The sequence below is a fragment of the Streptomyces cinerochromogenes genome, from assembly GCF_014648635.1.
Taxonomy (GTDB): Bacteria; Actinomycetota; Actinomycetes; order Streptomycetales; family Streptomycetaceae; genus Streptomyces; species Streptomyces cinerochromogenes.
This window is the reverse complement of sequence record NZ_BMRM01000019.1, coordinates 18,374-42,832: the sequence shown is the minus strand read 5'-3', so window position 1 is coordinate 42,832 and position 24,459 is coordinate 18,374. Positions and strand designations below refer to the sequence as shown.

Here is a 24,459-nt window from a genome sequence, read left to right as displayed (position 1 = left end):
CCGCGCATGCTAGCGGGCCCGGGCGACGACCACGGGCCCCAGGCGTACTGTCGGTAGTACCGGCAATCCGGTTACGCTGCGCGGACTGTCCCGACGGGAGGTTCGGATGGGTCGTCCTGGTACGCGGAAACTGGCGGTCCTGGCGGTCTCGGCCGCCGTGGTGTCGGTGGGGGCGGCGGCGCCACCCGCCGCCACAACGGACAAGACGGTCGGCAAGGTTCCCGTGGCCGTCGGCTACGGCGGCGCCGTGGCCAGCGTCGACGCGGACGCCTCGGCCGCCGGTATCGAGGTCCTCGAGCACGGCGGCAACGCGGTGGACGCGGCCGTCGCCACCGCCGCCGCGCTCGGCGTCACCGAGCCCTACTCCGCCGGCATCGGCGGAGGCGGCTACTTCGTCTACTACGACGCGAAAACCCGCACGGTGCACACCATCGACGGACGCGAGACCGCGCCGCTCAGCGCCGACGCCGACCTGTTCACCGAGAACGGCAAGCCGCTCGCCTTCGCCGACGCCGTCAGCAGCGGCCTCAGCGTCGGCACCCCGGGCACGCCCGCCACCTGGCAGAAGGCGCTGGACGAGTGGGGCAGCACCAAGCTGCGCACCCTGCTCAGGCCCGCCGAGCGGCTCGCCCGCGACGGCTTCACGGTGGACGACACCTTCCGCGCGCAGACCGCGGCCAACGAGACCCGGTTCCGCTACTTCCCCGACACCGCGAAGCTGTTCCTGCCGGGCGGGCGGCTGCCCGTCGTCGGCTCCACGTTCAAGAACCCCGAACTGGCCCGCACCTACGAGCAGCTCGGCCGGCAGGGCGTCGGCGCGCTCTACCGCGGGGACATCGGCGACGACATCGTCCGGACCGCCGAGCACCCGCCCGTGGACCCCGCCTCCGGCTGGAAGGCCCGCCCCGGCAAGCTCGCCGAGAAGGACCTCGCCGTCTACCGCGCCAAGGTCCAGGCGCCCACCAGGACGTCGTACCGCGGGCTGGACGTGTACTCCGTCGCGCCCTCCTCCTCCGGCGGCACCACCGTCGGCGAGGCGCTCAACATCCTGGAGCGCACGGACCTCTCCAAGGCGAGCGAGGCGCAGTACCTGCACCGCTACATCGAGGCCAGCCGGATCGCCTTCGCCGACCGCGGGCGCTGGGTCGGCGACCCCGCCTTCGAGGACGTCCCCACCCGGCAGCTGCTCTCGCAGCGGTACGCCGACTCGCGGGCCTGCCTCATCAAGGACGACGCGGTGCTCGGCAGCCCGCTCGCACCCGGCGACCCGCGCCACCCGGCGCGCTGCGGCCAGGGCGGTACGGCCGCCCCGACGACCTACGAGGGCGAGAACACCACCCACCTCACCGTCGCCGACAAGTGGGGCAACGTCGTCGCCTACACGCTCACCATCGAGCAGACCGGCGGCAGCGGCATCACCGTCCCGGGCCGGGGCTTCCTGCTCAACAACGAGCTGACCGACTTCTCCTTCGCCCCGGCCAACCCGGCCGTGCACGACCCGAACCTGCCCGGCCCGGGCAAGCGGCCGCGCTCCTCGATCTCCCCGACGATCGTCCTGGACCGGCACGACAGGCCGGTGGTGGCGGTCGGTTCGCCGGGCGGCGCGACCATCATCACCACCGTCCTGCAGACCCTCACCGGGTTCCTGGACCGGCACCTGCCGCTGGTCGACGCGATCGCCGCACCCCGCGCCAGCCAGCGCAACGCGGCCCAGACCGAGCTGGAGCCCGGGCTGTACGACAGCGACCTGAGGAAGCGGCTGGAGGCGATCGGGCACAGCTTCAAGCTGAACCCCGAGATCGGCGCGGCCACCGGCGTGCAGCGGCTGCCCGACGGGAAGTGGCTGGCCGCCGCCGAGAGGACACGGCGCGGCGGCGGCTCGGCGATGGTGGTGGACCCGGCGCCCTGACGCGCGGGACGCTCACAACTCCGGTGCGGGCGGCTGCGCTTCCCCGGCGCGCTCCCCGGTGCTTTCCCCGGCGCGCTCCCCGGTGCTTTCCCCGGCGCCTTCGCCGGTGCGGAAGTCCAGCCGCCCGTCCGCCACGTCCACCGTCACCCGGCCGCCCGGGGAGAGGGTGCCGTTCAGCAGCAGCCGGGACAGCTGGTTGTCCACCTCCCGCTGGATGGTGCGGCGCAGCGGCCGGGCGCCGTACTCGGGTTCGTAGCCGCGCTGGGCCAGCCAGTCGACGGCCGCGTCCGTGAACTCCACCGACACGTTCTGCCCGTCCAGCAGCCGCCGGGTGCCCTCCAGCAGCAGCTCGGTGATCCGCCGCAGCTGGTCGCCCGTCAGCTGACGGAACACCACGATCTCGTCGATCCGGTTGAGGAACTCCGGCCGGAAGTGCTCGCGCAACGGCCGCAGGACCTGCTCGCGCCGCGCCTCCTCGTCGGCGTCCGCACCACCGGGCCCGAACCCGATCCCGGCACCGCGCCGGGTGATCACCTCGGAGCCCAGGTTGCTGGTCATCACGATGACCGTGTTGGTGAAGTCCACCGTGCGGCCCTGGGAGTCGGTCAGCCGGCCGTCGTCCAGCACCTGGAGCAGGATGTTGAAGACGTCCGGGTGCGCCTTCTCCACCTCGTCCAGCAGCAGCAGCGAGTACGGGTGCCGGCGCACCACCTCGGTGAGCTGCCCCGCCTCCTCGTGACCCACGTACCCGGGCGGCGCGCCGACCAGCCGGGAGACGGTGTGCCGCTCCTGGTACTCGCTCATGTCCAGCCGGACCATGCGGTCCTCGCTGCCGAACAGCGCCTCCGCCAGGGCCCGGGCCAGCTCCGTCTTGCCGACCCCGGTCGGGCCGAGGAAGAGGAAGCTGCCGATCGGCCGGTGGGGGCTGGCGAGCCCGGCGCGGGAGCGCAGCACGGCCTCGGACACCACGGCGACGGCCTGCTCCTGGCCGACCACCCGCTGGTGCAGGTGCTCCTCCAGGCCGAGCAGCCGCTCCTTCTCCTCCTGGGTCAGCCGGCTGACCGGGATGCCGGTCTGCCGGGACACCACCTCGGCGATGGCCTCCGCCGTCACCTGGAGGTCCTGCCCCTCGTCGGCCCTGTCACCGCCGGAGGCCTCGGCGATCCGCTGCTTCAGCTCGGCGATCCGGTCCCGCAGCTGCTTGGCCTGCTCGTAGTCCTCGTCCGCGACCGCCTGGTCCTTGTCCCGGACCAGCTGCTCGCTCTCGCGCTCCATCGCGCGCACGTCCGTGCCCTTCGTCCGGGCGCCGAGCCGGACCCGGGCGCCCGCCTGGTCGATCAGGTCGATCGCCTTGTCCGGCAGCCGCCGGTCGGTGAGGTACCGGTCCGACAGCTCGACGGCGGCGACCAGCGCCTCGTCGGTGTAGCGGACCTGGTGGTGGGCCTCGTACCGGTCGCGCAGGCCGCGCAGGATCTCGATCGTGTCCTCGGGCGTCGGCTCGGGCACCAGGACCGGCTGGAACCGGCGGGCCAGCGCCGCGTCCTTCTCGATCCGGCGGAACTCCTCCAGCGTGGTCGCTCCCACGATGTGCAGCTCCCCCCGGGCGAGGGCGGGCTTGAGGATGTTCCCGGCGTCCATCGCGCCGCCCTCGCCGCCGGAGCCGGCGCCGACGACGGTGTGCAGCTCGTCGATGAACACGATCAGCCGGTCGGAGTGGGCGCGGATCTCCTCCACGATGTTGTTCAGGCGTTCCTCGAAGTCACCGCGGTAGCGGGTGCCGGCCACCACCCCGGTGAGGTCCAGGGCCACGACCCGGCGTCCGGCGAGGACGTCCGGGACGTCCCCGTCCGCGATCCGCTCGGCCAGGCCCTCCACGATGGCCGTCTTGCCGACGCCCGCGTCACCGATCAGCACCGGGTTGTTCTTGCCGCGCCGCGACAGCACCTCGATGGTCTGCTCGATCTCCGTGTCCCGGCCGATCACCGGGTCGATCCCGCCCTGCCGGGCCAGGTCGGTCAGATCACGGCCGTACTTGTCCAGCGTCGGCGTGCCGGTGGGCCGCTGCCGCTGCCGCTCCTGGCGGGGCTGCGTGCTCTCCGGGGCCTCGGGCGGCAGGGCGCCCGCCGAGAACCGGGCCGCGTGCAGGATGTGCCCCGCCGCCGAGTCCGGGTTCGCGGCCAGCGCGCTCAGCACGTGCTCCGGGCCGATGTACCCGGCGCCGCTCGCCCGCGCCATGTCGTGCGCGTCCAGCAGGGCCCGCTTGACCGCCGGGGTCAGCGACAGCGAGGTCGGCGGGGGCGCCTCGCCCGGCGGGTGCTGCACCGGGCCCGCCCGGTCGTCGATCTCGTGGGCGAGCGAGTCCGGGTCCGCGCCCGCCCGGCTCAGCAGGCTCCGGGTGGGCTCGGTCGACACGGCCGCACGCAGCAGGTGCTGGGTGTCCAGGTCCCGGCTGCCGTGCTCGGCGGCGTACTGGGCTGCTCCTCTGACCAGCTCCCGGGCCGGCTGGCTGAGCAGACGGCCGATGTCGATGTGACGCGGCGCTCCGCTGGGGGCTCCGCCTCCGCCGAAGAAGCGGGCCAGGAATTCGCCGAACGGGTCAGGAGGGTAGCCGTTGGTCATGGCGTGGGTTCCTTCGCTGACGACATGCGGAGCGGCCGGGTAACCCGGGGGTGGGTTGCTCATGCCCACGATGACACGATCCGTGGGGGCGGGCATGTTCGCCCCCGGGGGCCGGTCAGGCCGTTTCGCGTGCCGTCAGGATCCGGGGACCGGACTCCGTGATCGCCACGGTGTGCTCGACGTGGGCGGCGCGGGAGCCGTCGTCGGTCCGCAGGGTCCAGCCGTCCTCCGCCGCGTGGTAGCCGTCCTTCCCGCTCGCGATCAGCATGGGCTCGATGGCGAGGACCATGCCGGGGCGCAGGGGGAGACCGCGGCCGGGGCGGCCCTCGTTCGGGACCTCGGGCTCCTCGTGCATGCGGCGGCCCACGCCGTGGCCGCCGAAGCCCTGCGGGATGCCGAAGCCGGCCGTACGGCAGACCCGGCCGACGGCGTGGGCGATGTCGCCGATGCGGTTGCCGGCCACGGCCGCCTCGACGGCCGCCGCCAGCGCCCGCTCGGCGGTCTCGACCAGCCGGAGGTCCGCCGGGCGGGGGCGGCCCACCACGAAGCTGATCGCCGAGTCACCGACCCAGCCGTCCAGTTCCGCGCCGCAGTCGACGGAGAGCAGGTCGCCGTCGCGCAGCCGGTAGCCGGTCGGGATGCCGTGCACGATCGCGTCGTTCACGGAGGCGCAGATCACCGCCGGGAAGGGGGTCGGGGCGAAGGACGGGCGGTAGCCGAGGAACGGCGAGGACGCTCCCGCCTCGCGCAGCACCTCCCGGGCGACCTCGTCCAGCTCCAGCAGGGAGACGCCGACGCGGGCGGCGTTCTGTACGGCGGTCAGGGCCCGGCCGACGACCCGGCCGGCCTCGTGCATCGCGTCGATCGACGTGGCGGTCTTCAGTTCCATCATGCCAATTACTATACCGGTATTTAAATGGGGTCGCGCCCCGGCGGGGCGGCGAGGGCCGGTATTAGAATGGGCGCATGGTGCGTACCCCCCTCACCCCGGAAGAGCGCGAACGCGGCGAGCGGCTCGGGCTGCTGCTGCGTGAGGCGCGCGGCGACCGGAGCATGGCCGAGGTCGCCGCGCGGGCCGGCGTCTCGGCCGAGACGCTCCGCAAGATCGAGACGGGGCGGGCGCCGACACCGGCGTTCTTCACCGTGGCCGCGCTGGCGGGCGTCCTCGGCCTGTCGATGGACGAGCTGGTCGCCCGGTGCGCCCTGGTGCCCGTCTGAGGCCTCCGGGCGGCGGCACCGGGTCGCGTACCGGCCCGGATCCCGCCATGAGCCGTCCGCGCGCTGCCGGAAAACTCTCCGTAGCAAGTCCGTAACACGACTGGTGTTGCCTTTCGGGCGGAGTGCTGGCAGTCGGGCGGGAGCTGGGCGATGGCTGTGGATCAACTCCCCGACGCGGTGCGGGAGTTCGCGAACTACCTGGACGCCCTCCTGGCGCGTCTCGATCCGCGCGGCGGCTGGAGCGGGGTGTTCTGGCAGCGGGATCCCCAGGGCATGCGCGCCTGCCTGGACGGGCGTGAGGTGCCGCCGTGGGACGTGGTGGAGGCGCTGCTGGAGGACCTGGGTGTGGCGTACGGCCCCGCCGCCGCGGCCGCCGAGCGGGAGCGGGCCCGCGCGCTGCACGTGGCCGCGCTCACCGCGTACGACGCCCGGCCCGGCGCCCGCGACGCGCTGGCCGGCCGGCTGGACGTCATGCTCCGCGAACAGCGCCACGCCGCGGACCGCCGGGCCGACCTCACCCGCCTCCTCTCCACCCCGCTCTCCCCGGAGCGGTCCGCGTCCCTCCACCACGACCTCGCCTGGGCCCAGGACGACCACAGCCGTGCCACGGCCCGCTGCGCCGAACTCCAGGCACGCCTGCGGCGCCTGGACCAAAGGGCGGCCCCGGCCGGTGACGACACCCCCGTCGACCCCTTCGCTCGCCCCGCCCCCCGGCCCGAGCCTCCCGGTACCCCCGGCACCCCCGTCGCCCCTCCCGCTCCGACCCCTGCCGGTGCCCCCTCCGGTGCGCGGTCTTTCCGGCCTGCCGGTGCCCCCACCCCTCGGCCCGACCGGCCGGCCGGCCCCGTCTCCCGTGCCGACTACGGGGTCAGCGCGGCCGGTTCCGTCTCCCGTGCCGACTACGGGGTCCGCGCGGCCGGTTCCGGCTCCCATGCCGGCCAGGGGGTCGACGCGGTCGTCCCCGGCTCCCGTGCCGGCCACGGAGCCGACGCGGTCGCACCCCTTCCCCCCGCCATCGCCGATGCGTTCCCACTCCCTCCCTCCGCCCCCGTCGACGCGGCCGCATCCCCTTCCGCCGCCGCCACTCCGCCCGCCGGGATCTCCGCACCCCCCGACCCCGCCCGGCAGGCCGTCGGCTCCCCTGGCAAACCCCGTAAGCGCCGTCGGGGCAGCGCCCGGTTCGCCGGGGTCGTGGAGGGGGACGAGGGTGCTCCGGTCGTCGTGCCGCAGGCGGGCGGGGCCGGCGGGGCGGACGCCGGTGCGGGGCGGCGTACGCCGCGGGGCGCCCGGTTCGCCGGGGTCGAGGGGGTGGGGGAGCCGGTGCGGGCGGAATCGGTCGCCGTGGACGAAGGGGGCGCGGAGGCCGTCGCGCGCACTGTCGCCCGGTTGACGCGGCTGCGGGCCGAGGGGCGGAGCGGGGAGGCGCATGTGCTGCTGGTGGAGGCGGTCCGGTGGCCCGTGGGGCGGTTGCCCCTGCTCGCGGACGCCCTGCACCGGACGGGGCTCGGCGCCGACTGGGCCACGCTGCTGTGGGAGGCCGCCGCGCTGCCCGCCGAGCAGCTGGTCGCCGCCGCCGACGCGCTCGCCGCGGCCGGCCGGGACGACGACGGACGGCAGCTGCTGCGGCAGGGCGTGGCGCGGCCCGCGGAGCAGATCGGCGCGGCCGTGCTGCGGCTGGACGGCGAGGGGCGGGGCCGGGAGGTGCGGGCCCTGCTGGACGCCTATGTGCGGGTCCGTACGCCGGAGGAGGCCGCCCGGTGCGCCGCCGTCGACCCCCGGCGCCTGGTGCCGCTGCTGCTCCATGCCGCGCTCGGTGTCTCCGAGGAGCGGCACTGGGACCTCGTGCACGCGTTGCGCGTCGCCGGGCACGGCATGTGACGGCCGGGGGAGAGTACTGTCCGGGTATGGGTGGTTCTGCAATGGTTGGGGGCCGGTCGTGTCACCCGCAGGAGTGTGAAACGAGATCGACCCAGCGGGTTGACGACGATGGTCTTGGCAAGACCCGCGCGGAGGCTTACTTTCGTCCCTCTACGGTCTGCTCTACGGGCGTAGAGGCTCTGACGTCGTGTCGAAGGAGCAGCTCATGGCCAACGTCGTCCGCGCCGCTCTCGTCCAGGCCACCTGGACCGGCGACACCGAGTCCATGGTGGCGAAGCACGAGGAGCACGCCCGTGAGGCGGCCCGCCGGGGCGCGAAGATCATCGGCTTCCAGGAGGTCTTCAACGCCCCCTACTTCTGCCAGGTCCAGGAACCGGAGCACTACCGCTGGGCCGAGCCGGTCCCCGACGGCCCGACCGTGCGCCGGATGCGGGAGCTGGCCCGGGAGACCGGCATGGTGATCGTCGTACCGGTCTTCGAGGTCGAGCAGTCCGGCTTCTACTACAACACCGCCGCCGTGATCGACGCCGACGGCTCCTACCTCGGCAAGTACCGCAAGCACCACATCCCCCAGGTCAAGGGCTTCTGGGAGAAGTACTACTTCAAGCCCGGCAACCTGGGCTGGCCCGTCTTCGACACCGCCGTCGGCAAGGTCGGCGTCTACATCTGCTACGACCGGCACTTCCCGGAGGGCTGGCGGCAACTCGGACTGAACGGCGCCCAGTTGGTCTACAACCCCTCCGCCACCCACCGGGGCCTGTCCGCCTACCTGTGGCGGCTGGAGCAGCCCGCCGCGGCCGTCGCCAACGAGTACTTCGTCGCCGCCATCAACCGCGTGGGGCAGGAGGAGTACGGCGACAACGACTTCTACGGGACCTCGTACTTCGTGGACCCCAGGGGGCGGTTCGTGGGCGAGGCCGCCAGCGACAGGAGCGAGGAACTCCTCGTCCGCGACCTGGACTTCGACCTCATCGAGGAGGTCCGGCAGCAGTGGGCGTTCTACCGCGACCGCCGCCCCGACGCCTACGAAGGACTGGTGCGGCCGTGAACGACCTCTACTCCCGCCACCGCAGGGTCATGCCCGACTGGCTCGCCCTCTACTACGACGACCCGATCGAGATCAGCCACGGCGAGGGCCGGTACGTCTGGGACCTGGCCGGCCGCCGCTACCTGGACTTCTTCGGCGGCATCCTGACCACGCTGACCGCGCACGCGCTGCCCGAGGTCACCAAGGCGGTCAGCGAGCAGGCCGGCCGGATCATCCACTCCTCGACGCTCTACCTCAACCGGCCGATGGTCGAACTCGCCGAACGCATCGCCCAGGTGAGCGCCGTGCCGGACCCGCGGGTGTTCTTCACGACCTCCGGCACCGAGGCCAACGACACCGCCCTGCTGCTCGCCACCACCTACCGGCGCAGCAACACCGTCCTCGCCATGCGCAACAGCTACCACGGCCGCTCCTTCAGCGCGATCGGCATCACCGGCAACCGCGCCTGGTCCCCGACCTCCCTGTCCCCGCTGCAGACCCACTACGTCCACGGCGGCGTGCGCACCCGCGGACCCTTCGCCCACCTCGACGACCGCGCGTTCACCGAGGCCTGCGTCGCCGACCTGAAGGACGTCCTCGGCCACACCCGCCCGCCGGCCGCGCTGATCGCCGAACCCGTCCAGGGCGTCGGCGGGTTCACCTCCCCGCCCGACGGTCTCTACGCCGCCTTCCGCGAAGTCCTGAGGGACCACGGCATCCTGTGGATCGCCGACGAGGTCCAGACCGGCTGGGGCCGCACCGGCGACCACTTCTGGGGCTGGCAGGCGCACGCCCGCAGCGGCCCGCCCGACATCGTCACCTTCGCCAAGGGCATCGGCAACGGCATGTCCGTCGGCGGGGTCATCGCCCGCGCCGAGATCATGAACTGCCTGGACGCGCAGAGCATCTCCACCTTCGGCGGCACCCAGGTCACCATGGCCGCCGGCCTCGCCAACCTCACCTACCTCCTCGAACACGACCTCCAGGGCAACGCCCGGCGCGTCGGAGGGCTGCTCATCGAGCGCCTGCGGGCGATCGCCGCCCAGCTGCCCGGGGTGCGCGAGGTGCGCGGACGCGGGCTGATGATCGGCGTCGAACTGGTCCGGCCGGGCACGGACGAGGCCGACCCGCAGGCCCTGGCCGCCGTACTGGAGGCGGCACGGGAGGGCGGGCTGCTCATCGGCAAGGGCGGCGGCCACAGCACCACCGCCCTGCGGATCACCCCGCCGCTGTCGCTGACGGTCGCCGAGGCCGAGGAGGGCGCGGCGATCCTGGAGCACGCGCTGAGGAGCACGTACTAGAGAACAGGTGTACGGCCATGAGCATCACCCCGGAGTCCCGGCACGTCCCGGAACCCGCCCTGTCCGTGCGCCGGGTGCTGACCCTGGAGCGGGTGCTCGCCGGGGAACCGGAGGTGGTGGCGGGCCGGGACCAGCTCGACCGGCCGGTGCGCTGGGTGCACGTCGCCGAGGCCGCCGACGTCGGCGTGATGCTCAGCGGCGGCGAGATGGTCCTCACCACCGGTGTGCTGCTCGCCGGCGACGAGGCCCGGCAGGCCGAGTACATCCAGTCCCTGCACCGGGCGGAGGCGGCGGCCGTCGTCCTCGGCCTCGGCCGGGCCTTCCCCGCACCGCCCGAGGTGATGCGCCGGGCCGCCGAGCGGTGCGGGCTGCCCCTGGTCGTCCTGCACCGGCCGTTCCCCTTCGCCGAGCTGACCGAGGAGGTGCAGTCCCGGCTGGTCCGGCGGAAGTACGCCGCGATCAGCCTGTCGGAGACCGTCCGCACCGCGCTGACCGGGCTGATCACGGCCGGTGCCCCGCTGCAACGGCTCCTCGACGAGATCGCCCGGCACAGCGGCTGCCCGGTCGTCGTCACCAACCTCGCCCACCGGGTCCTCGGCACGGCGGGCGAGCGCCCCGCGGTGGACGACGTGCTGCGTGACTGGGAACGCATCGCCCGGCAGGCATGGGGGTACCGCCCAGGCCGTTCAGGCACTGGGGGAGGCAGCACCGGCGGCGGCTGGATCGGCGCCGAACTCGGCGGACGCGGCGAGCGCTGGGGCCGGCTGCTGCTGTGCGGCTACCGCGGCGATCCGGCCACCGGACGGCTGCTCGCCGACCGGGCGGCCGAGGCCCTGGTGCTGCACCGGATGCTCGGCGGCACCGCCGCGCACAGCTGGGAGGAGCAGTCCGCGCAGAGCCTGCTGACCGACCTCGTCTCCGGCGTCGTACCGGCCCGGCAGCTGCTGCCCCGGGCCCGCGCGGCCGGACTGCCCGTGAACCGGCGGACGTTCGTCCCGCTCGTCGTCCAGGGCCGCGACCCGGGCCGGCTGGACCGGGTGCTGCGCCTGCTGGGGCTGCCCGGCATCGCCGCCGAACTCGCCGACGGGACCGCCGCCGTGCTGCTCAGCCTGGCCCGCGACCAGGACGCCGGGGCGCTCACCACGCACTTCGCGACCCGGCTGCGGGCCGGGTCCGAGGCCGTCGTCGCCGCCGCCGATCCCCGCACCGCCTGGGACGACGTGCCGGCCGGGCTGCGCGAGGCCCGGCATGTCGCCGACGCCGTCGCCGGCTCCGCGACCGCCCTCGACCTGCCGGCCGTCGTCCGCCTCAAGGACGTCCATCTGCGCGGGCTGATCCGGCTGCTGCGCGACGACCCGCAGGTGCAGTCCTTCGCCGAACGCGAGCTGGACGGGCTGCTGTGCGAGGACGAACCGGAGCTGCTGAACGTCCTGCGGACCTACCTGGCCACGGGCCGCAACAAGTCCCGCACCGCCCAGCTCCACCACGTCTCCCGGCCAGCCCTCTACCGCCGCCTGGAAGCCATACAGGCCCGCCTCGGTGTCGACCTGGACGACTTCGAACAGGCGGCCTCCGTGCACATCGCGCTCCTCGCGCACGACGCGCAACAGGGATGAAACATGCGACGACCTGCGACAACGGCGGTGAAACATGGGACCGGGCACGCGTGACACGGTGGCACGCCGACCACCCGCGGACGTGACACGCTGCCAGTCCAACCCACGGTCCGGGCTTCCTACGCTCAGCGCACACCGAGCTACCGGAGGTCCCGATGAGCCGAGTGATCCGCGCCGCCCTCTTCCAGACCGCCTGGACGGGCGACAAGGAGTCCATGATCCAGGTGCACGAGCAGGCGGCCCGCGACGCCGCCGCCCAGGGCGCCCAAGTCCTCTGCTTCCAGGAGCTGTTCTACGGCCCCTACTTCTGCCAGGTCCAGGACAAGGCGTTCTACGAGTACGCCGAGCGGATCCCGCAGGGCCCGACCGTGCGGCGCTTCCAGGCCCTCGCCCGCGAACTGGGCATCGTCCTGGTCCTGCCCATGTACGAGGAGGAGCAGCCGGGCGTCCTCTACAACACCGCCGCCGTGATCGACGCGGACGGCTCCTACCTCGGCAAGTACCGCAAGACCCACATCCCGCAAGTACAGGGGTTCTGGGAGAAGTTCTACTTCCGCCCGGGCAACAGCGGCTGGCCCGTCTTCGACACCGCCGTCGGCCGGATCGGCGTCTACATCTGCTACGACCGCCACTTCCCGGAGGGCTGGCGGGCGCTCGGTCTCGCCGGCGCCGAGATCGTCTTCAACCCCTCGGCCACCTCACGCGGCCTGTCCCGCTACCTCTGGCAGCTGGAACAGCCGGCGGCGGCCGTCGCCAACGAGTACTTCGTCGGCGCCATCAACCGGGTCGGCGTGGAGGACCTGGGCGACAACGACTTCTACGGCACCACGTACTTCGTGGACCCCCAGGCCCAGTTCGTCGGCGAGGTCGCGAGCGACAAGGAGACCGAACTCGTCGTCCGCGACCTGGACCTCGCCACACTCCGCGAGGTCCGCGACCGCTGGCAGTTCTACCGCGACCGGGCGCCGGGCACCTACGGGCCGCTGACCGCGCCCTGACGGCCACGTCGACAGAGGGAGCAGCATGAGCAGCCGTACCGTCATCCGCGGTGGTCTCGTCATCACCGCGTCCGACGAGATCCACGCCGACGTCCTGATCGAGGACACCCGCATCGCCGCCCTGGCCTCGCCCGGTTCCCAGAACTGGAGCGCGGACCGCACGATCGACGCCACCGGCAGGTACGTCATCCCGGGCGGCGTCGACGCCCACACCCACATGGAGCTGCCGTTCGGCGGCACGCACGCCTCCGACACCTTCGAGACCGGCACCCGGGCCGCCGCCTGGGGCGGTACGACGACCATCGTCGACTTCGCGGTGCAGAGCGTCGGCACCACCCTGCGCGAGGGACTGGACGCCTGGCACGCCAAGGCCGAGGGCAACTGCGCGATCGACTACGCCTTCCACATGATCGTCTCCGATGTGAACGAGGAGACGCTCAAGGAGATGGATCTTCTGATCGAGGAGGGCGTGACCTCGTTCAAGCAGTTCATGGCGTATCCCGGGGTGTTCTACAGCGACGACGGCCAGATCCTGCGCGCCATGCAGCGCGCCGCCGGGAACGGCGGGCTGATCATGATGCACGCCGAGAACGGCATCGCCATCGACGTGCTCGTGGAACAGGCGCTGGCCCGGGGCGAGACCGACCCCCGCCACCACGGCGAGGTCCGCAAGGCTCTGCTGGAGGCCGAGGCCACCCACCGGGCCATCCGCCTCGCCCAGGTCGCCGGCGCCCCCCTGTACGTCGTGCACGTCTCCGCGGCGGAGGCGGTCGCCGAGCTGGCACGGGCCCGCGACGACGGACTGAACGTCTTCGGCGAGACCTGCCCGCAGTACCTCTTCCTGTCCACCGACAACCTCGCCGAACCCGGCTTCGAGGGCGCCAAGTACGTGTGCAGCACCCCGCTGCGGCCCCGCGAGCACCAGGCCAGGCTGTGGCAGGGCCTGCGCACCAACGACCTCCAGGTCGTCTCCACCGACCACTGCCCCTTCTGCTTCACCGGCCAGAAGGAACTCGGCCGCGGCGACTTCTCGAAGATCCCCAACGGGCTGCCGGGCGTCGAGAACCGCATGGACCTGCTCCACCAGGCCGTCGTGGACGGACACATCTCGCGCCGCCGCTGGATCGAGATCGCCTGCGCCGCCCCGGCCCGGATGTTCGGCCTGTACCCGAAGAAGGGCACCATCACCCCGGGCGCCGACGCGGACGTCGTCATCTACGACCCGCACGCCGAGCAGGTGATGTCCGCCGCCACCCACCACATGAACGTCGACTACTCGGCGTACGAGGGCAAGCGGGTCACCGGCCGCGTCGAGACGGTGCTGTCGCGCGGTGAACCCGTCATCGACCAGCGGGAGTACACCGGACGCGCCGGACACGGCGTCTTCACCCCGCGCTCCACCTGTCAGTACCTGAACTAGGAGTGGCGCCCATGGACTTCGGACTCGTCCTGCAGACCGACCCGCCCGCCTCGCGCGTCGTCAGCCTGATGAAGCGGGCCGAGCGCAACGGCTTCACCTACGGATGGACCTTCGACTCCGCCGTGCTGTGGCAGGAGCCGTTCGTGATCTACAGCCAGATCCTGGCGAACACGCAGAGGCTGAAGGTCGGCCCGATGGTCACCAACCCGGGCACCCGCACCTGGGAGGTCACCGCCTCCACGTTCGCCACCCTCAACGACATGTTCGGCAACCGCACCGTCTGCGGCATCGGCCGCGGCGACTCCGCGATGCGCGTCGCCGGCCGCAAACCCAACACCCTCGCCCGGATCAGCGAGGCCATGAAGGTCATCCGCGCCCTCGGCCGCGGCGAGGAGGCCGACCTCGGCGGCACGAAGATCCGCTTCCCGTGGATCGGGGAGGGCGCCGAACTCCCCGTCTGGATGGCCGCGTACGGACCGAAGGCGCTGAAGATGGCCGGCGAGGAGGCCGACGGGTTCATCCTCCAGCTCGCCGACCTGTACCTGACCGAGTACATGGTGAAGGCCGTCAAGGACGCCGCCGTGGCCGCCGGCCGTGACCCGTCCGAGGTGACGATCTGCGTCGCCGCCCCGGCCTACGTCACCGAGGACGACTCGCCGGAGGCCCTCGCGCACGCCCGCGACCAGTGCCGCTGGTTCGGCGGCATGGTCGGCAACCACGTCGCCGACCTGGTCGCCAAGTACGGCGAGCACTCCGACCGGGTCCCGGAGGAACTCACCGACTACATCAAGACCCGCCAGGGCTACGACTACGCCCACCACGGACGCAGCGGCAACCCCGACACCCGGTTCGTGCCCGACGAGATCGTGGACCGGTTCTGCGTCATCGGACCGCCCGCGCAACACATCGAGAAACTGACCGCGCTGCGCTCCCTGGGCGTCGACCAGTTCGCGGTCTACGACATGCACGACGCCCAGGAGGCCACCATCGAGGCCTACGGCCACCGGATCATCCCCGCCGTCAACTCCTGAGTTCCCGCACGAAGTCACCGATCCCCCCCCCACGCCCCTCCTGGTCACCCCTCCCCGCCGTCCCGGGGAGGGGGCTGGTGCCCGCACGGCCGCTCCCGATCCCTTCCTCCCCGATTGGCCAGCCCATGACCGACACAGCTCCCCCGGCCGTACCGATATCCGGCCAGGTCACCCTCCCCGACGGACGCGTGGAACTCGCCCCCGGCACACCGCCGCCCAGCGGCCCCTACGCCAACGAGGACCTCCTCCCGGTCCCCGCCGCGGGGCGCACCTGGACCACGTACAACTTCTCCGCCCTGTGGGTCGGCATGGCCCACAACACCGCCTCCTGGACCCTGGCCTCGGGGCTGATCGCGGTGGGCATGGACTGGAAGCAGGCGGTGTTCACCATCGCCCTCGCCAACCTGGTCGTCCTGGTGCCGATGCTGCTGACCGGGCACGCGGGACCCAAGTACGGCATCCCCTTCCCGGTCTTCGCCCGGGCCTCGTTCGGCGTGCGGGGCGCCAACCTGCCCGCCGTGGTGAGGGCGCTCGTGGCGTGCGGCTGGTTCGGCATCCAGACCTGGATCGGCGGCGAGGCCATCTACTTCCTCGCCGGGAAACTGATCGGCGGCGGCTGGACGGGCGCCTCGCACATCGGCGGCCACGCCTGGACCATGTGGCTCTCCTTCGCGATCTTCTGGGCGGTCCAGGTGGCGATCATCCACCGCGGCATGGAGACCATCCGCCGCTTCGAGAACTGGGCCGCGCCCTTCGTCCTCGTCGGCGCGTTCGTCATGCTGGGGTGGATGAGCAGCAAGGCCGGGGGAGTCGGCCCGCTCTTCGACCAGCCGTCCAGGCTGGGCTGGGGCGGCGACTTCTGGAAGCTGTTCTGGCCCTCCCTCATGGGCATGATCGGCTTCTGGTCCACGCTGTCGCTGAACATCCCCGACTTCACCCGCTACGGAAGGAGCCAGCGGGCGCAGACCTGGGGCCAGGCCCTCGGCCTGCCGACCACGATGACCCTCTTCGCGCTCCTCTCCGTGCTGGTCACCTCCGGCTCGCAGGCCGTGTACGGCGAACCGGTCTGGGACCCGGTGCAGTTGGCGGCGAAGACGGACAACGCGGCCGGACTGATCTACGCGCTCGTGACCGTCCTGGTGGCCACCCTGTCGGTGAACATCGCGGCGAACCTGGTCTCCCCGGCCTTCGACTTCTCCAACGTCGCCCCCAGGAAGGTCAGTTTCCGCACCGGCGCCCTCGTCACCGCGGTCCTCGCCGTGCTGATCCTCCCGTGGAAGCTGTACTCCGACCCGCAGGGTTACATCTTCACCTGGCTGGGCCTGGTCGGCGGGCTCCTCGGCACGGTCGCGGGCATCCTCGTCGCCGACTACTGGCTGCTGCGCCGCACCCGGCTCGACCTCGCCGACCTGTACCGGGCGGGCGGACGGTACTGGTACACGGGCGGCTGGAACTGGCGGGCGGTCGTCGCCTTCCTGGCGGGCGGTGTCCTCGCGGTCGGCGGCGCGAGCTTCAGGCCCCTGATCGACGGACGCCCCGTCCCCGCGCTGGCCTCCCTCGCCGACTACGGCTGGGCGGTGGGCCTCGCCACCTCGCTGGTGCTGTACCTCGCCCTGACCCGCCTCGCGCCACCGAGGCCGGCCGCACCCTGACGGCGACCGGCTCCGCCCCTCCGCGCCGCCGCGGATCGGGCGGAAACCGGCCGGGAGCCGGGCGTTGTCCGGCAGGATGCCGGTGGGGCGCTCCGGACCCGGCTGCCGGATCACGGGGACGGGCACCATAGCGGCGGAGGGGATGTCACATGAGTGAAGCCGGGATGGCACCCGTGGCCCAGCGCGCCGCCGCCGCGCTCGCCCGCACCGAGGGATTCTCCGTACCGCTCGAACCGGAGGGCCACACGGGGACACGCGGCCCGGAGCTCGACGCCCTGGTGGACGAACTCGAGGACTTACTGGCTGAGCTGACGGCAGAGCCGGGTGAGGAGGCGACGGCCGCCGTGGTGGCGGCCCGCCTCGGCCGGTGCCGGGCCGCGCGGTTCCTGCTGGAGGGCGGTCCGGCCGACCGTGAGCGGGCGCTGGCACTGCTGGAGGAGGCCCGGTCCTCGGCCCTGCTCGGCGAGGAGGAACGGGAGGCGGCGTACCGGAGCCTCGTGGCGCTGGCCGGATCGCGGCTGGTGCGGCTGAGCCGGCAGGTCATGACAGGGCTGTCGGGGCAGTGGACCGTCGACCGGCTCATGTCCCTCGCCGCGCTCGGCACACCCCTCGCCGGCGGTGGCTCGGGGCTGGTGGAGGACAGCGCGCTGCTCGTGCGGCTGCTGCTGGAACGCGACCACCCGCAGATGACCCCCCGCCTGCGCGAGGACCTCCGTGTGTTCGGCGAGATGACCGAGGCACACCTGGCCGGCGACCACGAGGGGCTCCTCCGCGGTGGCCGGTATGCCGCCGCCACCATGGCGGACAGAGAGGTGCCGCCGTCGGTGAGCACCCTGATGACGCTGGCGCTCGACCAGATCGAGCGCCCCCGGGGCGAGGCCGCCGCGGAGGCGGAGGAGACCCGCGACGCGCGGACCGGAGACACCGTCGAGCCGGAGGAGGTCCGGGGCGTCATGAGCCGGTTCCTCGCCCTGGCCGAGGTGATGGCACCGGGCATGATGGGACCGGACGGCCTGTCCGAACTCCTCGCCGAGATGTCGGGACCAGGGGGCGCCGAGGGGGAGGAGCGCCACTCCCTGCCGTCCCGGATGGTCGCCGCCCTCCTCCACGTCGCTCTCGCCTTCCGCACCGGTGACATGCAGGGCTTCCGGGAAGCGCTGCGGCTGATGCAGGAGGCCTCGGCCAACGGCGAACTCGACGGCCGCGCACAGACCGAGTGGCTCCAGGCCGTCGTGCCCGCGGTGCTCCACGGGGCCGCCCTCACCGGCGGCAGCCTCCAGGACGAGGACATGGCCCAGTACCTGGTCGAGGCGTACCACTGGGAGGACGACCCCACCAGCGTCAACGCCGCCAACCTGCGCGTGTGCGCGGAGTCCGTCCGGCTCCTGGGACGGCTGACGTCCGCCCTGGACCGGCACGACGCCGAGGCGATCGACGACGTCGTCGACGCGCTGTGCGAACTGGAACTGGACGAGACCTGCGCGGGCGCGGAGGAATGGACCGCGATGCTGAGCACCTTCGTGCTCGGCCTCGCCTACCTGGGCCGCGTCGTGCACGGCACGAACGGGAGTGACCGGACCACGGACCTGCGTGCGGCCGTGCACCACCTCCAGTGGGTCACGGAGATGTCGGTGGACATGCCTGTCATGCGGAGCATCCTCGACATCGCCTGCGCTCCGCTGATCACCCTGACGGCGATCGTGGAATCGGACCCGGGCCGCATCGCCGAGGGTGTACGGCGCGCCCGGACCGCCCTGGACGGAGTCGCCTTCACCTCCGAGTTCCGGCCCAGGGCACGCGGCGGTATAGCGATCGCCCTGGACACCCTGCACCAGCTCACCGGGGACACCGGGGCGCTGGACGAGGCGATCGACGAACTCACGCGGGCGCGGGCCGAACTGCCCGACGGCGGGCCGGGGGGCGCCGGCCTCACCTGGGACCTGGCCGCGCTGCGCGCCAAGCGTGCCCTGCTGCGTCCGGACCCGACCGGTACCGCCGTGGACGCGGTCGCGCCCGACGCCGTCGCCGAACTGCGCGCCGCCGTCGGACTCGCTCGCACGTCCCTGCGGTCGTCCGCCGAGGACGTCCTGCTCCAGCAGGGCGTCGGCCGAGGCCTGCGCATCGCGCGAGCCGCCGCGGACCGGGGCCGCACGGCCGCCTTCTGGGCGCTGCGCGCCGGACTCCCCGAGGAGGCCATCGCATGCCTGGAGGCGGGCCGGTCCCTGGTGCTCGGCGCGGCGGCCGTCTCGGCGGGCGTCGCCGACCGGCTCGCCGCCCTCGGCGAGAGCGAACTGGCCGAACGCTGGCGCACGGCCGCCGCCGGCGACGACGCGGAGCGCGGCGAGGACCGCTCGCTGGGCGAACTGTCCGCCGCCGCGGGCACCGGCGGCACCCCCGGTGACCTGCGCGGCCCGCTGGAACTGCTCGCCGCGGCCGGCATGGGAGCCCCCGGCCTCCCCGGAGACCTGCGCCGGCGTTCGCTGGACGTGCTGCGGGGGCAGGGCGGGGCCGACGTACAGCCGCAGCTCGCCACCGTGACCGACCTGCGCGCCGGGCTGCGGGCGACCGGGGCGGACGCGCTGCTGTACCTGGTGCCCGGCGTGGACGACCCGGACGGGGCCGTCCTCGTCGTCACCGCCGACGGCCCCGTCACGGCACTGGCCCTGCCGGGCCTCGCTCCGGACGGACGCGGGCCGGTCGCCCGGTACCTGGCGGCCGGCGCGGACCGGCAGCGCCGGGAGGCCGCCGACGACGGCACCGTCGACCCCGGTGAGCGCCGACGACACGCCCTGCACCGCTGGCAGCAGGCCCTGGACGACCTGTGCGCCTGGGCCGGCGAGGTGCTCGGCCCCGCGCTGGACGCCCTCCGGGTGTGGGACCGCGCCCTCGCGGAGGCCGGCCTCGCGGACGCACCCGCCGGGGCCCCGGACGCCGTACGCCTCGTCATCGTGCCCTGCGGCGACCTCGGCGTGGTGCCCTGGCAGGCGGCCGTCCTCCGGCCGCCCGTCGCCCGCGGCGCACCGCGTGCCGTACGGGCCTGCGAGGTCGCCGTCCTCACGTACGCCGCCTCCGGCCGGGAGTTCCTGCGCGCCGCCGCCCGCCGGCGCATGGCACCCGCGGACCGGCCGGCCCTGGTCTTCCACGGCGCGGACGACCTGGCCTGGGCCGAGGAGGAGATCGACACCCTGGCCGCCGTCCACTACCGGAAGGCCGTCGTCCACCGCCCCGACGAGGACCCCGCCACCCCGGGGACGGTCCTGGACCTGCTCGGCGGCCGGGCCGCCGCCCCCGCCTCCCTCGTCCACCTGGCCTGTCACGGGCTCGCCGGTCCCGACCCCACCCGCTCCGCCCTGCGGCTGGCGGCGCCGGACGGGGCCGGGGAGCCGTCCGGCACCGGCGGGGACCTCACGCTGAGCACCCTGCTGGAGACGCCCGCCGAGGGAGACGCCTTCCGCGCGGAGGGGCCGCTGGTCGTGTGCGGCGGCTGCGAGACGGACCTCACCACCCGCGACCACGACGAGGCCCTGACCCTCACCTCGGTCCTGGTGCACCGGCTGGCCGCCGACGCCATCGGCTCCCGCTGGAAGGTCGACGACATGCGGTCCGAACTCCTCATGCTCGTCCTGCACGACGCGCTCGACCGGGGCCTCGCCCCGCCGGACGCGCTGCGCGCCGCCCAGCGCTGGATGCTCGCCCCGCCGGACGCCCGGCCGCCCGTCCGCGCGCTGAAGGACATCGCGGCCCCCTGGCGGCTCGCCGAGGACTTCCGCGACCGGCCCGACACCTGGGCCGCCTTCGTCCACCACGGCAACCCCGCCCCGGCGGCAGCCTCCGCCCGGCGGCAGGAAGGAGACGGCGCATGACATCGGAGGAACTGCTCAGGCTCCTCCGGAGCCACTGGACCACCGTGGTCACCGGGCTGGACGACGACGATCTCGACCGGGTCTCCGGCGCCCTGCGGGAGCTGCGCGAGGAGACCGCCGCCGGCGATCCGGTGGCCGTCGCCCGCGCCGTACGCCGGCTGAAGCGCACGCTCGCCGCGCTGCCGCCCGGCCACCCCGTGTCCGAGGCGGTCGGCGGCCACCGCTACGCCGCCGCCACCCGGGAACTGCCCGGTCTCGGCACGATCGACGCCGTGATCAGTGTCCTCGGCACGGACTCCGCCGCCCTGCTGCGGACGGCCCGCCGACGGCTCCTCGCCGCACCCGCGCTGACCGAGGCCGAACGCGCCGCGCTCACCGGGACCGAACACGCCCGGCCGGCCGGAACCGAACGTGCCGAGCCCGCCGGGGCCGAGCGTGCCGAGCAGGCCGGGACCGAACGCGCCGAGCCGCCCGGGGCCGGGCACGCGGCACCTCCTGATGCCGGGCTGATCCGGCTCCGCGACCCGGACCGCGGCATCCGCTACCCCCGCTTCCAGTTCCGGCCCGGCACGGCCGAACCACTGCCCGTGGTCCGCCGGATCAACACCCTGCTCCGCGCCGACCGCGACCCCTGGGGGGCCGCCGACTGGTGGCTGGGCGGCAACCGCTGGCTGGGCGGGGTCCCCGCGGACCTGCTCGGCGTCCTGCCCGACGAGGCCCTGGAACGCGCCGCCGCCGAACTGGTGGGGGCCCTCTGATGGCAGGTCAGATCCCGCCCGAGGGCGTCGCCATGGAGCCGGTGTGCCACCTGCTGCCGGCCGGTACGGTGCTGTGGCGGTGCCACGAGGAGCGGTTCGGGGCCGGCGAGTTCAACCCGAACGTCGCCCACGAGTTCTTCAAGGGCAGCCGCTTCGACCCCACCGAGAAGGACCCCTATCCCTACCTCTACGCCGCCCTCGACCCGGTCACCGCCCTGTCCGAAGTCCTGCTCAGGTCCGTCGAGTTCGGCGCAGCCGGGGTGCGTCTGATCCCCTGGGCGCTGGCGTCCCGGTACGTGCTCTCCGCGGTCCGCACCACGGCGGACCTCTCCCTGGTGGACCTCACCACCGCCGAGGGGCTGGCCGCCGTCTGGCAGGACGACTGGCTGATCGACTCCGAGGAGTACGCCGGCACCCGGTACTGGGTCCGTGTGATCCGCGAACGCTGCCCCGGCGTACAGGGCCTGTGGTGGACGTCCAAACGCTGCCGGCCGCGTCCGGCGCTCCAGCTGTTCCAGGACCGCTGCCCGGGCACGTCCCTCGACCCGCGCCCGCGGGAGTGCCTGCGGCTGGCGTCGCCGGGCGACGTGCGCAAGGTCAACCGGCTGCTGGCACCGCTGCGCGCGGTCGTCTCCGTACCGGAGGACTGAGGACCGGCGCACACGACCGCCCCGGTCCCCTCACGGGGGCCGGGGCGGTTTCCGGTTCCGGGGTGCCGCGGGCCTTCAGAGGCCGCGCGGCGCCGGCAGCACCGGTTGCGCCCTGGACAGGCGCATCACCGACTCGCTGACGGCGGTGTCGTTCGCGCCCTCCCGCACTCCGTCGAGATACTTGGCGGCGGCGGCCTCGTACAGCTCGCGGGTGCAGGCGATCTGCCTGCTCGCGGCGTCCCGGCGGGCCTGCCGCCGGTCCTCGGCCGTGGTCTGCGCCGCCCGCGCCCGCTCGGTGTCGGCGATGCTCCTCTCGCGCTGCCGCTGCAGATCGGTACGCCGCTCGACCGCCGTCCGGTAGGCGTCGAGGAACGGGTGTTCCCGGAACAGGCCGAGCAGGAAGCCGACCCCGCCCGAGAGCAGCAGCAGCGCGCAGAACAGCCAGGTCACCGTCTGGCTCGTCAGGTGCAGCCGGTCCACCAGGGTGGAGGTCCCGGCGGACGAGCCGCCGATTCCGCGGAAGCCCGCGGCCGCCCCGCCGGTGGGCGCCGGCGGGTCGTGCTGCATCACGAACCTGGCGCGCAGTGTGCCGAGCACCCAGGTCAGGCCGCCCCACACGCCGAGCAGCGACAGGGACGGGAGCCAGCCGCTGCGCGGCGATCCGGTCGCCGCCCGCCACCGCAGCATGTGTCCCGCGAGGTGCGGCAGGATCAGCATGAGGACGGCCGAGGACACGGCGAGCGTTCCGGACAGCGCGTCCCCGCTCGTGCTGCCGACCCCGTGGAAGGGCTGGTAGGCGACCCAGTAGACCGGTACCTCGACGGCCATGATGACGAGCAGCAGGACCAGGGTCAGCCAGCGGGGCAGGCCGGGGCGGGTCGCCAGTCCCTCCCAGCCCTCGGCCGAGCCGACGTCGTCGGTCCTGCGCCGTGCGGCGATGTACTCCTCCCGCAGGGCGGCGCGCGAGGTGTCGTCCGGGGCGGTGCCCGCCGTGGACACCGTCTGCCAGTCGTCTCCGGTGTCCCCGCTCTCCGCCTTGCCGTCGGGCTGCCCGCTCCCGTCGTCCCCGAGCCCGGGATCCGCCGGGGCCGGGACGTGGCCGGCCGGCGGCCCGGGGGCGTCCCGGAAGCGTTCGCGGAGCCAGCGTTCCTCCACCCCTTCGCGCAGCCGGTCCCGGAAGCGGATCCAGCGCGAGGAACGGAGCGCGAGCAGGTTGAGCTGGCTCTTGGCCTCCTGGATGGCCTGGTCGGCCTCGCGCAGCCGCTCGTCCAGCAGCCGGGTCTCGGCCTCGCCCGCGGTCACGTCGGACTCCGCCCGGGCGTCCTGGAGGCGTGCCGTCTCCTCCGTCCGGTTCAGGTTCTCCTCGATCCGGTGGATCACGGCGTCCCGCAGCGAGGCCAGCTCGGCGAGATAGGGCAGCCGGTCACCGCTGTTGAGCACCCACGGGTCCAGCGTCCGCTTCCTGCCGTCCCTCCTGCCCCGCTTGCCGGCCTCGGCGAGCAGCCGCCGGTCGGACCTGTTCTCGGGGACCGAGGGCCGGTCGGCGGGGAGCCGGCCGGTGACCGGGCCGGTCAGGGGCCCTGTGGTCTGCTGCGTGCTCCGCCCGGGGAAGGGTACGTAGCGGCCCGCTCTCCTGCGGCGCGGCCGGGGGGTGTCAGCGCTTGTACCGGTTGTCGACATGGGCCTTGGCCCTCCCTTCGAGTGCTTCCGTCCAGAAGGACTCGAAGTCGTCGGCCCTGCTGGGTTTCGCCGAGTACTGCATGCCGAGCCCGACGGGGAACACGTCCATCCCCTTGATGCCGGGCAGGCCCCGCTTCCGTACGAGCGTGTCGATGACCTTCGCCCGCTTCGCCTCGGAGGTGAGGTCCTGGCGGGACAGGTGGAACTCCGGGTCGGCCTGGTCGAAGTCGCTGACCACGAGCACCTTCGGGGCCCCGCCGTCGTCGGGGACGGTCTCCCCGATGCGGGCCAGCGCCCCCCACACGTCCGAACCGTTCTGCTTGCGGGCGCACGTCAGCTCGGCGAGCGCCGCGACGGCGGCGCTGCGCTGGGCGTTCACCCGCTGCACCTTCCGGTCGGTGGTCGCGTCGTGCGGCGGGTCGAGGTCCACCTGGCTCTGGCGGCAGGAGGAACTGCGGGAGGAGCGCGTGATGGGCGCGAAGTCCACGGTTCCGCACTTCTGGTCGGTGAGGAACTCGCCGAGGCTGTCCTTGAGCTTGGCCTCCGAGTCGAATCCCTCCTTCACCGCGGCGGCCGACCCCGAACCGTCGACCACCACCCCGCAGGGCGTGGTGAGGGCTTCTCCCCCCTCCCCTTGGGTGCAGGACACGAGCGCGGAGAGCGCGCACACCAGCGGGACGACGACGGCGAGCCGGCGGGCGGCGCGGACGGGGGACCGGCCGGCGGTCCGGGCCGAGTGAGACACGATGACGGTCCTTGGCCTTCCTGGGAGCGGGGCACGAAGAGCGGGGTACCGGGGAGCGGGGTACGCGGGACGGGCGGCGGGCGGCCGGGGGACG

At 73.7% G+C, this 24,459-nt stretch carries 17 protein-coding genes; 13 read left to right on the top strand and 4 right to left on the bottom strand.

What is annotated here, in order from left to right:
- Positions 1-106 precede the first annotated feature (106 nt).
- Positions 107-1,909 (top strand): gamma-glutamyltransferase, encoded by a 1,803-nt coding sequence (gene ggt / locus IEZ20_RS30795; protein ID WP_189304733.1) that lies wholly within the window; start codon positions 107-109, stop codon positions 1,907-1,909.
- A 12-nt stretch (positions 1,910-1,921) separates the two neighbouring features.
- Here ggt and IEZ20_RS30790 read toward each other — a convergent pair whose 3' ends face one another.
- Positions 1,922-4,528, bottom strand: coding sequence for an ATP-dependent Clp protease ATP-binding subunit (locus IEZ20_RS30790; RefSeq protein ID WP_229896350.1), 2,607 nt, complete (start codon positions 4,526-4,528; stop codon positions 1,922-1,924).
- A 115-nt stretch (positions 4,529-4,643) separates the two neighbouring features.
- On the bottom strand, positions 4,644-5,420 hold the full coding sequence (map, locus tag IEZ20_RS30785; RefSeq protein ID WP_189304731.1) for a type I methionyl aminopeptidase: 777 nt from the start codon (positions 5,418-5,420) through the stop codon (positions 4,644-4,646).
- A 74-nt stretch (positions 5,421-5,494) separates the two neighbouring features.
- Here map and IEZ20_RS30780 point away from each other — a divergent pair, with 74 nt between their 5' ends.
- The 12 genes from IEZ20_RS30780 to IEZ20_RS30725 all read left to right on the top strand — a co-directional run bounded on the left by IEZ20_RS30780 (position 5,495) and on the right by IEZ20_RS30725 (position 21,940).
- Positions 5,495-5,746, top strand: a complete 252-nt coding sequence (locus IEZ20_RS30780; protein ID WP_189304729.1) for a helix-turn-helix domain-containing protein — start codon at positions 5,495-5,497, stop codon at positions 5,744-5,746.
- A gap of 150 nt (positions 5,747-5,896) precedes the next feature.
- Complete coding sequence (locus IEZ20_RS30775; RefSeq protein WP_189304727.1) at positions 5,897-7,624, top strand: hypothetical protein; 1,728 nt, start codon at positions 5,897-5,899, stop codon at positions 7,622-7,624.
- 205 nt (positions 7,625-7,829) lie between these two features.
- The gene (locus tag IEZ20_RS30770) at positions 7,830-8,672 is read left to right on the top strand and encodes a nitrilase-related carbon-nitrogen hydrolase (RefSeq protein ID WP_189304725.1); all 843 of its coding nucleotides are present in this window, start codon (positions 7,830-7,832) and stop codon (positions 8,670-8,672) included.
- A 29-nt stretch (positions 8,673-8,701) separates the two neighbouring features.
- Positions 8,702-9,952 carry an aspartate aminotransferase family protein gene (locus IEZ20_RS30765; protein WP_189304993.1) on the top strand — a complete coding sequence of 417 codons (1,251 nt, stop codon included), beginning with the start codon at positions 8,702-8,704 and terminating at the stop codon, positions 9,950-9,952.
- A gap of 17 nt (positions 9,953-9,969) precedes the next feature.
- Positions 9,970-11,568, top strand: a complete 1,599-nt coding sequence (locus tag IEZ20_RS30760) for a PucR family transcriptional regulator (protein ID WP_189304723.1) — start codon at positions 9,970-9,972, stop codon at positions 11,566-11,568.
- Positions 11,569-11,723: 155 nt separating this feature from the next.
- The gene (locus tag IEZ20_RS30755) at positions 11,724-12,566 is read left to right on the top strand and encodes a nitrilase-related carbon-nitrogen hydrolase (protein WP_189304720.1); all 843 of its coding nucleotides are present in this window, start codon (positions 11,724-11,726) and stop codon (positions 12,564-12,566) included.
- A gap of 25 nt (positions 12,567-12,591) precedes the next feature.
- Positions 12,592-13,986, top strand: a complete 1,395-nt coding sequence (hydA, locus tag IEZ20_RS30750) for a dihydropyrimidinase (protein ID WP_189304718.1) — start codon at positions 12,592-12,594, stop codon at positions 13,984-13,986.
- A gap of 11 nt (positions 13,987-13,997) precedes the next feature.
- Positions 13,998-15,017, top strand: a complete 1,020-nt coding sequence (locus IEZ20_RS30745) for a TIGR03842 family LLM class F420-dependent oxidoreductase (protein ID WP_189304716.1) — start codon at positions 13,998-14,000, stop codon at positions 15,015-15,017.
- Positions 15,018-15,142: 125 nt separating this feature from the next.
- Positions 15,143-16,669: an NCS1 family nucleobase:cation symporter-1 gene (locus IEZ20_RS30740; protein ID WP_189304713.1), complete on the top strand. Its 1,527-nt coding sequence runs from the start codon at positions 15,143-15,145 to the stop codon at positions 16,667-16,669.
- Positions 16,670-16,818: 149 nt separating this feature from the next.
- Positions 16,819-20,532 (top strand): CHAT domain-containing protein, encoded by a 3,714-nt coding sequence (locus IEZ20_RS30735; RefSeq protein WP_189304711.1) that lies wholly within the window; start codon positions 16,819-16,821, stop codon positions 20,530-20,532.
- On the top strand, positions 20,529-21,290 hold the full coding sequence (locus IEZ20_RS30730; protein ID WP_189304709.1) for a hypothetical protein: 762 nt from the start codon (positions 20,529-20,531) through the stop codon (positions 21,288-21,290). Before IEZ20_RS30735 ends, IEZ20_RS30730 begins: the two co-directional genes overlap by 4 nt.
- Positions 21,290-21,940 carry an RES family NAD+ phosphorylase gene (locus IEZ20_RS30725; RefSeq protein ID WP_189304707.1) on the top strand — a complete coding sequence of 217 codons (651 nt, stop codon included), beginning with the start codon at positions 21,290-21,292 and terminating at the stop codon, positions 21,938-21,940. The genes IEZ20_RS30730 and IEZ20_RS30725 overlap by 1 nt, the downstream gene beginning before the upstream one ends.
- 75 nt (positions 21,941-22,015) lie before the next feature.
- On the opposite strand, the gene IEZ20_RS30720 is transcribed toward IEZ20_RS30725, so the two are convergent.
- Positions 22,016-23,620, bottom strand: a complete 1,605-nt coding sequence (locus IEZ20_RS30720) for a hypothetical protein (protein WP_189304706.1) — start codon at positions 23,618-23,620, stop codon at positions 22,016-22,018.
- Complete coding sequence (locus IEZ20_RS30715) at positions 23,595-24,365, bottom strand: hypothetical protein (RefSeq protein ID WP_189304704.1); 771 nt, start codon at positions 24,363-24,365, stop codon at positions 23,595-23,597. The genes IEZ20_RS30720 and IEZ20_RS30715 overlap by 26 nt, the downstream gene beginning before the upstream one ends.
- Positions 24,366-24,459: the final 94 nt, after the last annotated feature.

Coding starts and splice junctions, on each gene's coding strand:
- IEZ20_RS30720 (WP_189304706.1), bottom strand. CDS start 23,620: ATGTCGACAACCGGTACAAGCGCTGACACCCCCCGGCCGCGCCGCAGG.
- ggt (WP_189304733.1), top strand. CDS start 107: ATGGGTCGTCCTGGTACGCGGAAACTGGCGGTCCTGGCGGTCTCGGCC.
- IEZ20_RS30730 (WP_189304709.1), top strand. CDS start 20,529: ATGACATCGGAGGAACTGCTCAGGCTCCTCCGGAGCCACTGGACCACC.
- map (WP_189304731.1), bottom strand. CDS start 5,420: ATGATGGAACTGAAGACCGCCACGTCGATCGACGCGATGCACGAGGCC.
- IEZ20_RS30760 (WP_189304723.1), top strand. CDS start 9,970: ATGAGCATCACCCCGGAGTCCCGGCACGTCCCGGAACCCGCCCTGTCC.
- IEZ20_RS30790 (WP_229896350.1), bottom strand. CDS start 4,528: ATGACCAACGGCTACCCTCCTGACCCGTTCGGCGAATTCCTGGCCCGC.
- IEZ20_RS30780 (WP_189304729.1), top strand. CDS start 5,495: ATGGTGCGTACCCCCCTCACCCCGGAAGAGCGCGAACGCGGCGAGCGG.
- IEZ20_RS30725 (WP_189304707.1), top strand. CDS start 21,290: ATGGCAGGTCAGATCCCGCCCGAGGGCGTCGCCATGGAGCCGGTGTGC.
- IEZ20_RS30740 (WP_189304713.1), top strand. CDS start 15,143: ATGACCGACACAGCTCCCCCGGCCGTACCGATATCCGGCCAGGTCACC.
- IEZ20_RS30735 (WP_189304711.1), top strand. CDS start 16,819: ATGAGTGAAGCCGGGATGGCACCCGTGGCCCAGCGCGCCGCCGCCGCG.
- IEZ20_RS30770 (WP_189304725.1), top strand. CDS start 7,830: ATGGCCAACGTCGTCCGCGCCGCTCTCGTCCAGGCCACCTGGACCGGC.
- IEZ20_RS30775 (WP_189304727.1), top strand. CDS start 5,897: ATGGCTGTGGATCAACTCCCCGACGCGGTGCGGGAGTTCGCGAACTAC.
- IEZ20_RS30745 (WP_189304716.1), top strand. CDS start 13,998: ATGGACTTCGGACTCGTCCTGCAGACCGACCCGCCCGCCTCGCGCGTC.
- hydA (WP_189304718.1), top strand. CDS start 12,592: ATGAGCAGCCGTACCGTCATCCGCGGTGGTCTCGTCATCACCGCGTCC.
- IEZ20_RS30765 (WP_189304993.1), top strand. CDS start 8,702: ATGCCCGACTGGCTCGCCCTCTACTACGACGACCCGATCGAGATCAGC.
- IEZ20_RS30755 (WP_189304720.1), top strand. CDS start 11,724: ATGAGCCGAGTGATCCGCGCCGCCCTCTTCCAGACCGCCTGGACGGGC.